General features: G+C 53.6%; 16 protein-coding genes. 11 read left to right on the top strand and 5 right to left on the bottom strand.

Features of this window, described 5'->3' with window-relative positions:
• Positions 1-20 precede the first annotated feature (20 nt).
• Positions 21-794 (top strand): ribonuclease I, encoded by a 774-nt coding sequence (gene rna / locus L370_RS09225; RefSeq protein ID WP_369796163.1) that lies wholly within the window; start codon positions 21-23, stop codon positions 792-794.
• Here rna and L370_RS09230 read toward each other — a convergent pair.
• Positions 788-1,405 carry a flavin reductase family protein gene (locus L370_RS09230; protein ID WP_023334881.1) on the bottom strand — a complete coding sequence of 206 codons (618 nt, stop codon included), beginning with the start codon at positions 1,403-1,405 and terminating at the stop codon, positions 788-790. The two genes, rna and L370_RS09230, sit on opposite strands and share 7 nt — an antisense overlap.
• Before the next feature lie 244 nt (positions 1,406-1,649).
• Here L370_RS09230 and rnk point away from each other — a divergent pair, with 244 nt between their 5' ends.
• The 3 genes from rnk to uspG all read left to right on the top strand — a co-directional run bounded on the left by rnk (position 1,650) and on the right by uspG (position 2,843).
• On the top strand, positions 1,650-2,060 hold the full coding sequence (gene rnk / locus L370_RS09235) for a nucleoside diphosphate kinase regulator (RefSeq protein WP_023334880.1): 411 nt from the start codon (positions 1,650-1,652) through the stop codon (positions 2,058-2,060).
• Between the two features lie 139 nt (positions 2,061-2,199).
• The gene (yldA, locus tag L370_RS23765) at positions 2,200-2,289 is read left to right on the top strand and encodes a small membrane protein YldA (protein ID WP_023334879.1); all 90 of its coding nucleotides are present in this window, start codon (positions 2,200-2,202) and stop codon (positions 2,287-2,289) included.
• A 125-nt stretch (positions 2,290-2,414) separates the two neighbouring features.
• A complete protein-coding gene (gene uspG / locus L370_RS09240; RefSeq protein ID WP_023310731.1) occupies positions 2,415-2,843 on the top strand; it encodes a universal stress protein UspG in 429 nt (142 codons plus the stop codon).
• Between the two features lie 60 nt (positions 2,844-2,903).
• On the opposite strand, the gene ahpF is transcribed toward uspG, so the two are convergent.
• On the bottom strand, positions 2,904-4,469 hold the full coding sequence (gene ahpF / locus L370_RS09245; protein ID WP_023334878.1) for an alkyl hydroperoxide reductase subunit F: 1,566 nt from the start codon (positions 4,467-4,469) through the stop codon (positions 2,904-2,906).
• 188 nt (positions 4,470-4,657) lie between these two features.
• Complete coding sequence (gene ahpC, locus L370_RS09250) at positions 4,658-5,221, bottom strand: alkyl hydroperoxide reductase subunit C (RefSeq protein ID WP_008501015.1); 564 nt, start codon at positions 5,219-5,221, stop codon at positions 4,658-4,660.
• Positions 5,222-5,844: 623 nt separating this feature from the next.
• Between ahpC and L370_RS09255 the strand changes: the two genes are divergently transcribed.
• The 3 genes from L370_RS09255 to L370_RS09265 all read left to right on the top strand — a co-directional run bounded on the left by L370_RS09255 (position 5,845) and on the right by L370_RS09265 (position 8,728).
• On the top strand, positions 5,845-6,765 hold the full coding sequence (locus L370_RS09255) for a DNA-binding transcriptional repressor CitR (RefSeq protein ID WP_023334877.1): 921 nt from the start codon (positions 5,845-5,847) through the stop codon (positions 6,763-6,765).
• A 128-nt stretch (positions 6,766-6,893) separates the two neighbouring features.
• Positions 6,894-8,117: a phosphoadenosine phosphosulfate reductase gene (locus tag L370_RS09260; RefSeq protein ID WP_023334876.1), complete on the top strand. Its 1,224-nt coding sequence runs from the start codon at positions 6,894-6,896 to the stop codon at positions 8,115-8,117.
• The gene (locus tag L370_RS09265; protein WP_023334875.1) at positions 8,102-8,728 is read left to right on the top strand and encodes an IbrB-like domain-containing protein; all 627 of its coding nucleotides are present in this window, start codon (positions 8,102-8,104) and stop codon (positions 8,726-8,728) included. The genes L370_RS09260 and L370_RS09265 overlap by 16 nt, the downstream gene beginning before the upstream one ends.
• Here L370_RS09265 and L370_RS09270 read toward each other — a convergent pair whose 3' ends face one another.
• Positions 8,729-9,889: a pyridoxal phosphate-dependent aminotransferase gene (locus L370_RS09270; protein ID WP_023334874.1), complete on the bottom strand. Its 1,161-nt coding sequence runs from the start codon at positions 9,887-9,889 to the stop codon at positions 8,729-8,731.
• A 247-nt stretch (positions 9,890-10,136) separates the two neighbouring features.
• On the opposite strand from L370_RS09270, the gene L370_RS09275 reads away from it, so the two are divergent.
• The 3 genes from L370_RS09275 to L370_RS09285 are packed head-to-tail and all read left to right on the top strand — an operon-like array spanning position 10,137 to position 11,976.
• Positions 10,137-10,751: a methylthioribulose 1-phosphate dehydratase gene (locus tag L370_RS09275; RefSeq protein WP_023334873.1), complete on the top strand. Its 615-nt coding sequence runs from the start codon at positions 10,137-10,139 to the stop codon at positions 10,749-10,751.
• Positions 10,748-11,437, top strand: a complete 690-nt coding sequence (gene mtnC / locus L370_RS09280) for an acireductone synthase (RefSeq protein ID WP_023334872.1) — start codon at positions 10,748-10,750, stop codon at positions 11,435-11,437. Before L370_RS09275 ends, mtnC begins: the two co-directional genes overlap by 4 nt.
• Entirely contained in the window at positions 11,434-11,976 is a 543-nt protein-coding gene (locus L370_RS09285; protein ID WP_023334871.1) for a 1,2-dihydroxy-3-keto-5-methylthiopentene dioxygenase, read from the top strand. The genes mtnC and L370_RS09285 overlap by 4 nt, the downstream gene beginning before the upstream one ends.
• 139 nt (positions 11,977-12,115) lie before the next feature.
• On the opposite strand, the gene L370_RS09290 is transcribed toward L370_RS09285, so the two are convergent.
• Positions 12,116-12,340, bottom strand: a complete 225-nt coding sequence (locus tag L370_RS09290; RefSeq protein WP_023334870.1) for a helix-turn-helix domain-containing protein — start codon at positions 12,338-12,340, stop codon at positions 12,116-12,118.
• A 106-nt stretch (positions 12,341-12,446) separates the two neighbouring features.
• On the opposite strand from L370_RS09290, the gene L370_RS09295 reads away from it, so the two are divergent.
• Entirely contained in the window at positions 12,447-12,725 is a 279-nt protein-coding gene (locus L370_RS09295; protein WP_023334869.1) for a helix-turn-helix domain-containing protein, read from the top strand.

The raw sequence follows: 12,725 nt of genomic DNA, 5'->3' as shown, positions 1-12,725 counted from the left end.
TCGTCATCCCGTCTGGCGCAATGGCGCTTGCACTCTGTCTCTTCTCCGCACAGGCGGAACCGCTGAAAGCAACACAGTATGGCGATTTCGATCGCTATGTGCTGGCGCTGTCCTGGCAAACCGGGTTTTGCCAGAGCATGGTCGAGCGCAACCGGAATGAACCTGACGAATGTCGCCTGCAAAAAGAGCGCGAGAATAAAGCCGATTTCCTGACCGTTCACGGGCTATGGCCCGGCCTGCCGAAATCTATTGCCGCACGCGGCGGGGATGAACGTCGATGGATGCGTTTTGGCTGCGCCACGCGCCCCATTCCGAACATGCCGGAAGTGAAGGCCAGCCGTAAATGCAGTGCCGCCGAAACCGGACTGTCGCTTTCCGCTGCCGCAAAGCTCAACGACGTAATGCCGGGCGCAGGTGGGAATTCCTGCCTGGAACGCTACGAATATGCCAAACATGGCGTCTGCTTTGGTTTCGATCCGGATGCCTATTTCGGCACGATGGTGCGGATGAATCAGGAAGTTAAAAGCAGCGCGGTCGGTAAATTCCTCGCCGATAACTATGGGAAATCCGTCAATCGCAGCGACTTTGACAGTGCCGTAGCCAAAAGCTGGGGCAAGGAGAACATCAAAGCGATAAAGCTGACCTGCAACGGCAATCCGGCGTATCTGACCGAGATGCAGATTTCCCTGAAGGCAGACACTATTAACAACCCGCTTTCGGCGGCGTCATTTGCACCGCAGCCACATCCTGGTAACTGCGGAAAACAGTTCGTAATTGATAAAGCTGGTTACTGATCCGCGCCCGGGCGCACCATATCAAACCGGTTATCGTCACTGATGCCGTAGTAAGCCGTCGGCCCACCCGCACGCAGGATGGGCTGCGCTTTTGCCGTCTGGTATATCCCCTCTTCCAGCAGCGTTTCGGCAATATGGATACCGACCACCTCCCCCAGCACCAGCCAGGTATCGACCGGCGTACCGTCGGCACCGGTAAGCTGAATGCACTGCGACAGGCGGCACTCAAAGTTCACCGGGCTTTCTGCGACGCGGGGCGCGTTCACCAGCTGGCTGGCCGCCGGCGTTAGCCCGGCAAAGCTAAATTCATCCCGATCGTGGGGAAGCATCGCTGAGGTTTGGTTCATCGCCTGCGCGAGATCGCGCGTCGCCAGGTTCCAGACAAATTCCTTTGTTTCGGTAATATTACGCACGCTGTCCTTCCAGCCGTTGCTGGAAAAGCCGATGATCGGCGGACGATAGTTAAAGCAGTTAAAGAAGCTATACGGCGCGAGATTCAGCTGACCGGCCTTATCGCATGAGGAGATCCAGCCGATCGGACGTGGACCAATAATGGCGTTCAGCGGATCGTGCGGCAGGCCGTGACCCTGAGACGGTTGGTAGAAGTACATAGTTCTCTCTCGTTGGTGGGCAACGCCCTGATTCAGGATCTCAGCGTAACGTATTCCGCCCGGAATGAAGACTGAATAAATTTCAGCGAAAATTCATATGGACCATGAATGTGACCTTCATCACTTCAAACTTGGGCGCTCAGCCAGTATCATCGGGAGAGTTAAACCCTCGCTGCCAGACGGCGAGGGTTTTCTTTTGGATCGGTTTCTGCGTTACACGCAGCATTAACGACATGGAGTAAAAATGTCCAGACCTACAATTATCATCAATGAGCTCGACGCAGAACGTATCGACCGGCTGCTGGAAAAAGCAGAGTTCGCCTCACTTCCCGTGGCCGACGCCCTGAATGAGGAACTCGACCGTGCGCAGATGTGCACGCCGGAATCGATGCCGCATGACGTGGTGACCATGAACAGCCAGGTAAAATTCCGCAACCTGACCACCGGTGAAGAGCTGACCCGCACGCTGGTTTACCCGGCTCAGATGACCGACAGCAGCGCGCAGCTTTCTGTGCTTGCGCCTGTGGGTGCCGCACTGCTGGGTCTACGCACGGGTGATACCATCCACTGGGAATTACCGGGCGGCGCCTCTGCCCATCTGGAAGTGCTGGCCCTGCTCTACCAGCCAGAAGCCGCGGGCGATTACCTGCGTTAATCTCTTCTGAATAAGCGCCTACCCGCTTTGCACAGAGGATGCAGCGGCATCCTCTTTCCGCAAATTCACCCCAATTTCTTATATCGCGCAAAAAGCCCTTAATCCACGCTTAATCTGTTTTGGTGCCGTGGGGACGGTCATGAGTGAGATACTGGCTATCACACTTATTTTTCTGATTATTGCGGCGATTATCGTCACGGCCGTGCTTTATCTTGAACGCCACTGGTGAGTGCGGAAATTGCGCTCTTTTGAGATTTTCCCTAGCGAGATAAGAAAACTGACGGGGCGCTTACAGAAACCATATCTATTTTATGGTTGAATGAGTTCAGCGTTTATAAACAAGGAGAAACGGGTATGTATCAGAGAATTATTATGCCGGTTGATGTTTTTGAGATGGAGCTGAGCGACAAGGCCGTTCGCCATGCGGAATTCCTGGCGCAGCAGGACGGTGTCATCCATCTGTTGCACGTACTGCCGGGCTCTGCCAGCCTGAGCCTTCACCGCTTTGCCGCCGACGTGCGTCGCTTCGAGGAGCATTTGCAGCATGAAGCGGAAACTCGCCTGCAGACCATGGTCAGCCACTTCAGCATCGACCCTTCACGGATCAAAACGCACGTCAGATTCGGCAGCGTACGCGATGCGGTAAACGAACTGGCGAACGAGCTGAAAGCCGACGTGGTGGTCATCGGTTCGCGCAACCCTTCCATTACCACGCATCTGCTGGGCTCTAACGCCTCCAGCGTGATCCGCCACACTCACATACCGGTTATGGTCGTAAGATAAAAAAAGAGGCCACCTTTCGGTGGCCTCTCGCTATTGCAGGTGTAGCCTTACTTTCTTCTATTATGCGGTTTTGGTGCGAATCAGATAGTCAAACGAACTCAGCGACGCCTTCGCCCCTTCGCCCGTGGCGATGATGATCTGTTTGTACGGCACGGTGGTGCAGTCGCCCGCCGCAAACACGCCCTTCACGCTGGTTTCACATTTCGCATCAATGATGATTTCGCCCATGCGGTTGCGCTCAATTGCGCCTTCCAGCCAGGTGGTGTTTGGCAGCAGGCCAATCTGCACGAAGATCCCCGAAAGCTGAACGCTGTGCACGTCGCCGCTCACGCGGTCGCGGTATTCCAGACCGGTCACTTTGCTGCCGTCGCCCTTCACTTCCGTGGTCTGCGCGTTCAGCACGATATCGACGTTTTTCAGGCTGCGAACTTTATCCTGCAGAACTTGATCCGCCTTCATCTCTGGTGCGAACTCCAGCAGGGTTACGTGTTCAACAATCCCCGCCAGGTCGATTGCCGCTTCCACGCCGGAGTTACCGCCGCCGATCACCGCCACGCGTTTACCTTTAAACAGCGGGCCGTCGCAGTGCGGACAGTAGGTCACGCCTTTGGTACGGTACTGATCTTCGCCAGGGACGTTCATGTTGCGCCATTTCGCGCCGGTGGCAATGATAATGCTGCGCGCTTTCAGCACCGCGCCGGATGCGGTTTCAATCTGGTGTAAACCACCCTCGACCGATGCCGGAACCAGCCTGCTGGCGCTCTGGCTGTCGATCACATCTACGTCGTAGTCGCTGACGTGTGCCTTCAGCGCCCCCGCCAGCTTCTGGCCTTCGGTTTTCGGCACGGAAATGTAGTTTTCGATGTCAACGGTATCCAGCACCTGGCCACCAAAGCGTTCGCCCATCAGGCCGGTACGAATACCTTTACGCGCGGAGTACACCGCTGCCGCCGCACCCGCCGGGCCGGAACCGACGATCAGCACGTCGTAGGCATCGCGTTGGTTCAGCTCTTCCGCCGCACGTTTTTCTGCGCCGGTATCCACTTTGGCAACGATTTCGGTTAGCGTCATGCGGCCCTGGCCGAACTCTTTGCCGTTCATGTAGACCGCCGGAACGCCCATCACGTTGCGATCGGTGATTTCATTCTGGAAGGTACCGCCGTCAATCGCCGTGTGCTTAATGCGCGGGTTCAGGACTGACATCAGGTTCAGCGCCTGTACCACGTCCGGGCAGTTGTGGCAGGAGAGCGAGTAATAGGTTTCAAACTCAAAATCACCGTCGATATCGCGGATCTGCTCCAGCAGCGCCTGCGCTTCTTTTGACGGATGACCACCGGTCCACAGCAGCGCCAGCACCAGTGAGGTAAATTCGTGACCCAGCGGAGAACCGGCAAAGCGCGGTCCCTGGTCGGAGCCTGGGTTGGCGATCAGGAAGGAGGGCTTACGCACTGGCAGCGCGTTATCTTCTTTAAACGTCACTTTTGGCGACAGCTCGGCGATCTCTGCCAGCAGTTCCTTGATCTCTGCCGATTTGGCGCTGTCGTCCAGCGTGGCAATCAGCTCAACGGGTTTGGTCAGTTTCTCAAGGTAGGCCTTGAGCTGGGTTTTCATGTTTGTGTCGAGCATTGTTCTTCCCTCTCTTAAGACGTCATCATGCAAGCTGCCTTATACGGGCGGCCTGAATGCAACTTGCATCATGGTGCTGGATTGAAATGGGCGCGGGGGGCGCCCATTGATTGCCGGGTGGCACTTCGTTTACCCGGCCTACGATACTGTAGGCCTGTGCAAGCGCAGCGCCGCCAGGCTTTACAGACTTAGATCTTGCCGACCAGGTCCAGAGATGGAGCCAGCGTCGCTTCGCCTTCTTTCCATTTCGCCGGGCACACTTCGCCTGGGTGAGAAGCCACGTACTGAGCAGCTTTCACTTTACGCAGCAGGTCAGACGCATCACGGCCGATACCTTCAGCGGTAACTTCGATAGCCTGGATAATGCCCTGCGGGTCAACAACGAAGGTGGCGCGGTCAGCCAGGCCTTCATCTTCACGCATGTTGTCGAAGTTACGGGTCAGGGCGCCAGTCGGGTCACCGATCATCGCGTATTTGATTTTTGCGATGGTTTCAGAGCTGCTGTGCCATGCTTTGTGGGTGAAGTGGGTATCGGTAGACACTGAGTAAACGTCTACGCCCAGCTTCTGCAGTTCGTCGTAATGGTCTGCTACGTCACCCAGTTCAGTCGGGCAAACGAAGGTAAAGTCAGCCGGATAGAAGAAGAAGACGCTCCAGCGGCCTTCGGTATCTTTCTCGGTAACTTCGATGAACTCACCGTTTTTGAACGCCTGGTTTTTGAAAGGTTTAATTTTGGTATTAATCAAAGACATCTGTACTTCCTCCGTGTTTTCGTTGAGATGTAAGGTAACCAACTTTATTCATCGGGGCTAATGCATATGCTTTATCAAATCAATCAGCCAAACCTTACAACCTCGACAAGACAACAAGGTGAACCTTTTACAGGAAAGCCTGAAAGTAAAAAGGCCGCCTCAACGGGCGGCCCTGATACCTGAATTCCCCGCAGGTACATTCAGTGCCAGCCGAAACTGGCGTTGCGTTGCGCTCTACAACCTGGAGTATCAAGGCGGTAACAGCGCTTTGATTACACCATCCGTCCCGGCGTTGAGCAATCCATAAGAGTGGCAATCCTGCCTATGACTGTGATAGGCAAAATCGAAAATGCTTTCAGAAGGTTATAAATTTAATTTTATTATGAATTTCCCTCTATATATAAATGTCGCTTGTCATTCAAATAAGCCAATCACACTTTAAAGATAAAATTATCTTAATCAACCTTGAAGTTCTATTTCATTAATCTGACGCCGTGATATATTCAGATGACTTAAAAATAAAATTAAGTTAGTGAACCACAAAGATTGTAAATGGTTAACTTCAATCTATAGTTATCAGTAATGTGATAACTTCAGCAAACCCGGCATCCGCAGGACTAAAAATGGCAAATCTCTATGAGCTTAAAAAATTCGATCTCAATCTGTTAGTCATTTTCGAATGTATTTACCAGCATCTCAGTATCAGTAAGGCCGCTGAGACGCTTTATATCACGCCTTCTGCCGTGAGCCAGTCGCTGCAGCGCCTGCGCAACCAGCTCAATGACCCCCTCTTTATCCGTTCCGGCAAGGGGATTACACCGACCACGGTAGGCATCAACCTGCACCACCATCTTGAACAGAATCTCAACCAGATTGAGCAAACCATCAACCTGATGCATCACTCTGGGGTCAAGAAAAACTTCGTCATTTACTGCTCTCAAATGGTGTCGCCCGGTTATATGCTCGAACCGATGAAGCTGTTAATGTCTGAGGAAGATTACGAGGTAGAACAACGTGATATGCTTATCTCTCCGGAATCAGCGGAGGATCTGCTTGCATACCGTAAAGCGGACCTGATCTTTACGATGGCTCCGGTAAAAAACCACTCTGTAGTCTGTACCCTCTTTACGACGGTGCCGATAACGATGATCTGCCGGGAAGACCATCCGAGGCTCGGCGAGCAGGCCAGTATCGAGGCGTTATACCGCGAGAAGTACACCTTTTATCGAAGTGCTCACCCGGGCGTTAAAGAGTTTCAGAATCGCGCCAATGAGGTTTTCCCGGAAAGAAACATTGCTTTTCGCACGGACTCCATCAGTTCGCTTATCTCCATGGTTAGCTCATCCGATCTCTTAGGCTTCATTCCCGTATCCATCTATGAAACATATAAAGAGGCGTTGAAACTAAAAAGCGTTGAGACCCCGTTTGCACTGCCCGAAATACATATTTATATGCTCTACAGTCGTTCATCGCTGAACAGCAGCGTTTTTTCAACATTCATTGAAAAAATGCATAAACTCTGTATTGCCACATCCTCTGATTAAGAATCATTTCCCGGATGAAAAATAAAAATCATACATTGAAAAAAATGATTTCGTGAAAGTAAGGAAAATTACTTTCATAATAACCTTGAATTTCATTTAGGCATTTACCACGCAGGATGCGATGAACCATGTCGATCTATAAAATCCCACTACGGGAAAATGTTCTTGAAGCCGCTGTTGAACGCATAGACTGGACGCTTAACAATTTTACAAGAGTGTGCGTCTCCTTTTCTGGCGGAAAAGATTCTACCGTGATGCTACATCTTGTCGCCCGGCAGGCACGGCGGCTAAAACGAAAAATAGATATCTTATTTTTGGACTGGGAAGCGCAGTTCTCATTAACCATTAAGCATATTGAAACAGTGCGAGCCCTTTATCAGGACGTCATTAATCAGTTCTGGTGGGTCGCGCTACCGATAACCACCCAGAACTCCCTGTCTCAGTTTCAACCTGAATGGCAATGCTGGGCGCCCGACACTCACTGGGTGCGTCAACCGCCAGAAGATGCCATTACCGATCCACACTATTTCGATTTTTATCAGCAGGGTATGACGTTCGAAGCCTTTGTCCGCGATTTTGCGGAATGGTACGCGCAAAAACGCCCTGCAGCAGTCATGGTTGGGATCCGCGCCGATGAATCCTATAACCGCTTTCTGGCCATCGCTTCAGCGCGTAAACAGCGGTTTTCTGATGACAAACCCTGGACGACGGTCGCACCGGGCGGGCACGCCTGGTATATCTACCCGCTTTATGACTGGAAAACGGCCGATATCTGGACCTGGTTTGCAAAAACCGGCTGCTGCTACAACCCGCTTTACGACCTGATGTACCAGGCCGGCGTGCCCCCGCGCTACATGCGTATCTGCGAACCTTTTGGTCCCGAGCAGCGTCAGGGACTCTGGCTCTACCATGTGGTCGAACCCGATCGCTGGGCCGCCATGTGCGAACGCGTCAGCGGCGTGCGCAGCGGGGGAATTTACGCCGGGCACGACAACCATTTTTATGGTCATCGCAAAATACTGAAGCCCGATCGCCTTTGCTGGCGGGAATACGCCATGCTGCTGCTCGAGAGCATGCCGCAAAATACGGCAGAGCATTACCGCAATAAAATCGCGGTGTATCTTCACTGGTATCAAAAGCGGGGCATGGACGCTATTCCCGACACCCAGGACGGGGATATCGGGGCCAAAGACATACCCTCATGGCGACGTATTTGTAAGGTTTTACTTAATAACGATTACTGGTGTCGGGCACTTTCCTTCAGCCCAAATAAACCCAAACATTATCAACGCTACAGCGACAGAATGAAGGCGAAACGCAAGGAGTGGGGCATTTTATGCGACAGCGAATAATCAACGAAATAGATATCTACCTGCAGTCACTTCCCGAAGAGGATCGAATAAACGCCATTAACGCCCTGCGAGTCGCGATACACAAAAACAGCCCGTTTAGCGAGCAACCGATAGACTGCGTGCTCTGGGTGAAACAGGACGATATCACCGCCAACGACTACAACCCCAATAACGTTGCGCCACCGGAAAAACGGCTACTAGGTAAATCCCTTGAACTTGATGGATTCACGCAACCTATCGTTGTGACGCAAAATGCATCTCAGCACTACGAAATTGTCGATGGTTTTCATCGCCATGAGATTGGCACCAGCCGGGCGTCGTTAAAGCGCCAGCTCAAAGGATACTTGCCCGTCACCTGCCTGCGCGAAGATCGGCAGGATAAACATAACCGCATGGCGGCGACCATTCGCCATAACCGCGCACGCGGGCGGCACCAGATCAACGCCATGTCAGAGATTGTTCGTGAACTGGTTCAGCTTGGCTGGAACGACGAGAGGATTGGCAAGGAGCTGGGGATGGATAACGACGAAGTGTTGCGCCTCAAGCAAATCAACGGCCTGCTGGAACTCTTCGCAGACCGTCGTTACTCAGAAGCCTGGACGGTGAAATAATCAGAGCCTGTTCAGGCGCTCAGCCGCTGCCAGCAGCGTCGATTCTTGCTTCGCAAAACAAAGACGGATCAGCTTATGCGGGAAGGGATCGGCGCAGAACACCGATAGCGGAATGGCGGCCACGCCCACCTCTTTTGTCAGCCACTGGCAAAAGCTCACGTCGTCGAGATCGGAAATGGCGCTGTAGTCCGCGAGCAGGAAGTAAGTCCCTTCCGAGGGCAAAATTTCCAGACGGCTTTTGCTCAGCGCGTCCACAAACAGATCCCGGCGTTCACGATAGAAGTGCGGCAGCTCGCGGTAGTGCTCCGGCTCGGCGCGCAACATATCCGCCAGCGCAAGCTGAGCCGGTGTGTTAACGGCAAAGGTCAGGTACTGGTGCACCTTGCGCAGCTCAGCGCTGATGGCCGCCGGTGCGACGCAGTAGCCCACTTTCCAGCCGGTCATGTGGTAAGTCTTACCGAATGACGAGACGGCGATAGCGCGCTCGCGAAGCTGCGGATGGGCCAGCACGCTGGCGTGCCCTTCCTCTGCAAAGCAGATGTGCTCGTAGACTTCATCGCTCAGTACGTAAATCTCACGTTCAGCAATGGCCTGCCATAGCGCGGCGAAATCGGCTTTCTGCCACACCGTCGCCGACGGGTTGTGCGGCGTATTGAGGACCACCAGACGGGTTTTGTCGCTCAGCAGCGCGGCAAACGCCTGCCAGTCAGGGCGGAAATGCGGTGGCTGTAACGCCACGCGTTTCACCACGCCGCCGGAGAGTTCAATCGCAGGCGCATAGCTGTCGTAGCTCGGGTCAAAGCAGATGACTTCATCGCCCGCCCGCACCAGCGCGGTGATGGCCGCATACAGGGCTTCGGTCGCCCCTGCCGTCACCGTAATGTCGGTGTTCGCATCGGGCTTATGGCCATACAGCTCAGCCGTTTTATCCGCAATGGCTTCACGCAGCGCCTGCACGCCGGTCATCGGCGCGTACTGGTTCGCCCCCTGCGCCACGTGGTAGGCCAGACGTTCCTGCAGATAGGTCGGGCCGTCGAAATCCGGGAACCCCTGCGAAAGGTTAATGGCGTTGTGCTGCTGGGCCAGGGCGCTCATCTGCGTAAAGATGGTGGTCCCGAGATTGGGAAGTTTACTCTGCGGAATCAATGCGTTATTGCTCATTGTGTCGTGCCTGCTTGTAATACTTATGTTGCTGCCACTATAACACGATGTTAGTCTTTGGCAATCAAGACGCTTAGACGTCTATACCCTAAATAATTCGAGTTGCAGGAAGGCGGCAAGGGAACGAATCCCCGGGAGCGTACATAAGTACGTGACTGGGGTGAGTGAGTGCAGCCAACGCACCTGTAACTTGAAGTATGACGGGTATAAACCATATGAATATTCCTGGCCGCGAGGGTAAAAGGAAATGACAGACAACCTGCAACTCACACATCTGGTCGACGCCTGCCGCTGGATTGGCGCCAAAGGCTGGGCACCCGCCACCGGCGGCAATATGTCGGTGCGTCAGGACGAACGCCTCTGCTGGCTCAGCGAATCCGGCAAAGACAAGGGCTGCCTGACGACGGAGGATTTTCTGCAGGTGGAGATCGCCACCAACCGCGCGCCGTCGGGTCGTAAGCCATCAGCCGAAACGGGGCTACACACCCTTATTTATCGCCTGTTCCCGGAGGCCAACGCCGTCCTGCATGTACATACCGTCAACGCTACGGTGCTGTCGCGTCTGGTGAAAGAAGCCGAGCTCAACATCAGCGGCTTTGAAATGCAAAAATCCCTCACCGGTCAGACCACACATCTGGATACGGTGGCTATTCCGGTCTTTGATAACGACCAGGATATTGACGCCCTCGCCTCCCGAATCGCCCATTACGCACAGGAACGCCCGCTTAATTATGGTTTTCTTCTACGCGGTCATGGCTTAACCTGCTGGGGACGCGATGTGGCCGAGGCCCGCCGTCATCTGGAAGGATTAGAATTCTTATTTGAATGCGAAATGCGTTTACGACAACTGGAGAGAGTATGATTCGCGCGATTGTGACGGATATTGAAGGCACCACCAGCGATATCCGTTTTGTCCATGATGTTTTGTTCCCCTACGCGCGTGAGCGGCTGGCGGCCTTCGTGACCGCGCAGCAGTACGCCGAGCCGGTCAAATCCATTCTGGACAACCTGCGTGATGAAATCGGTCACCCGCACGCCAGCGTCAGCGAGCTTATCGACGCCCTGTTTGCCTTTATGGATGAGGACCGCAAATCCACGGCGCTCAAAGCCCTGCAGGGGATCATCTGGCATGACGGCTACGTGAACGGCGACTTTACCGGCCACCTCTACCCGGACGTCCTGCCTGCGCTGGAAAAGTGGAAAGCGCAAGGGATTGATCTCTATGTTTATTCCTCTGGCTCCGTCGCCGCGCAGAAACTGTTATTTGGCTACAGCGACGAAGGTGATATTACTCATCTGTTCAGCGGCTATTTTGATACCCACATCGGCGCCAAGCGCGAGGTGCAGTCTTATCAGAACATTGCGGCGCAAACGGGCATCGCCCCGTCGCAGATCCTGTTCCTGTCGGATATTCATCAGGAGCTGGACGCGGCTGAACAGGCAGGTTTTCGCACCCTGCAGCTGATTCGCGGCGATGATGACGGCGCAAGCCATCATCATCAGGTCCACCAGTTTGACGAGATTAATCCGGAGCAGATCCCTTCATGAGCGCATTGACCATTTATTCCGATAAAGACGCCAGTCAGCACCAGTGGCACAGCACCGACGCCGCCGAGATCGCCCAGCAGCTCAACGCTAAAGGCGTGCGCTTCGAACGTTGGGCGGCTGACCGCGATTTAGGCCACGATCCCGCGCCCGAAGCCGTGATCGCGGCGTATCAGCATGCGATCGACAAGCTGGTGGCGGAGAAAGGCTATCAGAGCTGGGACGTAATCAGCCTGCGCGCCGATAACCCACAGAAAGAGGCGCTGCGCGCAAAGTTCCTGAACGAACACACCCACGGTGAAGACGAAGTGCGCTTCTTCGTGGAAGGCGCAGGGCTCTTCTGCCTGCACATTGGCGATGAGGTGTATCAGGTGCTGTGCGAGAAAAACGACCTGATTTCCGTACCCGCGGGCACGCCGCACTGGTTCGATATGGGTTCAGAGCCGAACTTTACGGCGATTCGTATCTTCGACAATCCGGAAGGCTGGGTGGCCCAGTTTACGGGTGATGCGATCGCGGATGCGTATCCGCGAATGGCATAATCTTTTCTCACTCTCCCCCTGGGATGAGTGATCCCCACAAATTAATGCGAGCACTGAGCTATCCCCTCGCCCCTCTGGGGAGAGGGTTAGGGTGAGGGGAACATACGGCTGAGGTGGTCATTCCTATTTCAGGCATTAATTAAATACTGGCGATAATCCTCTGTACATCTGCGTCAACCAGCCTCGCCAGATGCACAAACTCCACCACATCTAACCTGCGTTCACCGCTTTCCACTTTAGCGATAAACGACTGCGGTTTACCCAGAGCCTCAGCAAGCTGCGCCTGAGTAATCCCCTTCTCCTTACGAGCTTTCTTCAACGCACTGATAACACGCTGGTATTCGTCCGAGTAAACTGAGGCCATTGTTCCGATTCCATACAAATATCCTGAAATCGAATATCCTCCCATTGTCTTTTTATCCCAAAACAGGATAATTAAGTGTGTAACAAATACATGTAAGGAGGACACAATGCGTCATCAGAACTGGCATCCTGCCGATATCATCGCCGCACTAAAGAAACACGGAACAAGCCTGGCTGCGTTGTCCCGAAAGGCTGGCCTTTCCTCATCCACACTGGCAAACGCGCTTACCCGACCATGGCCCAAAGGCGAATTGCTTATCGCACAGGCGCTAGACATTCCGCCCGATGTGATATGGCCGGAAAGATACTTTGATGAAAAGGGAGAGCCAATATTTCGTCAGATGAGAAATACTAAAAAAGAAATCTATCTTCGACTTGATCAATGA

It is taken from the genome of Enterobacter sp. MGH 24 (genome assembly GCF_000493015.1).
Classification (GTDB): Bacteria; Pseudomonadota; Gammaproteobacteria; order Enterobacterales; family Enterobacteriaceae; genus Enterobacter.
Note: the sequence above shows the minus strand (reverse complement) of the source record. Positions and strands in the feature narration are given on the sequence as shown.

Coding starts and splice junctions, on each gene's coding strand:
- L370_RS09275 (WP_023334873.1), top strand. CDS start 10,137: ATGACAGACAACCTGCAACTCACACATCTGGTCGACGCCTGCCGCTGG.
- L370_RS09265 (WP_023334875.1), top strand. CDS start 8,102: ATGCGACAGCGAATAATCAACGAAATAGATATCTACCTGCAGTCACTT.
- L370_RS09255 (WP_023334877.1), top strand. CDS start 5,845: ATGGCAAATCTCTATGAGCTTAAAAAATTCGATCTCAATCTGTTAGTC.
- rna (WP_369796163.1), top strand. CDS start 21: ATGGCGCTTGCACTCTGTCTCTTCTCCGCACAGGCGGAACCGCTGAAA.
- L370_RS09290 (WP_023334870.1), bottom strand. CDS start 12,340: ATGGCCTCAGTTTACTCGGACGAATACCAGCGTGTTATCAGTGCGTTG.
- yldA (WP_023334879.1), top strand. CDS start 2,200: ATGAGTGAGATACTGGCTATCACACTTATTTTTCTGATTATTGCGGCG.
- L370_RS09285 (WP_023334871.1), top strand. CDS start 11,434: ATGAGCGCATTGACCATTTATTCCGATAAAGACGCCAGTCAGCACCAG.
- ahpC (WP_008501015.1), bottom strand. CDS start 5,221: ATGTCTTTGATTAATACCAAAATTAAACCTTTCAAAAACCAGGCGTTC.
- uspG (WP_023310731.1), top strand. CDS start 2,415: ATGTATCAGAGAATTATTATGCCGGTTGATGTTTTTGAGATGGAGCTG.
- mtnC (WP_023334872.1), top strand. CDS start 10,748: ATGATTCGCGCGATTGTGACGGATATTGAAGGCACCACCAGCGATATC.
- L370_RS09230 (WP_023334881.1), bottom strand. CDS start 1,405: ATGTACTTCTACCAACCGTCTCAGGGTCACGGCCTGCCGCACGATCCG.
- ahpF (WP_023334878.1), bottom strand. CDS start 4,469: ATGCTCGACACAAACATGAAAACCCAGCTCAAGGCCTACCTTGAGAAA.
- rnk (WP_023334880.1), top strand. CDS start 1,650: ATGTCCAGACCTACAATTATCATCAATGAGCTCGACGCAGAACGTATC.
- L370_RS09270 (WP_023334874.1), bottom strand. CDS start 9,889: ATGAGCAATAACGCATTGATTCCGCAGAGTAAACTTCCCAATCTCGGG.
- L370_RS09260 (WP_023334876.1), top strand. CDS start 6,894: ATGTCGATCTATAAAATCCCACTACGGGAAAATGTTCTTGAAGCCGCT.
- L370_RS09295 (WP_023334869.1), top strand. CDS start 12,447: ATGCGTCATCAGAACTGGCATCCTGCCGATATCATCGCCGCACTAAAG.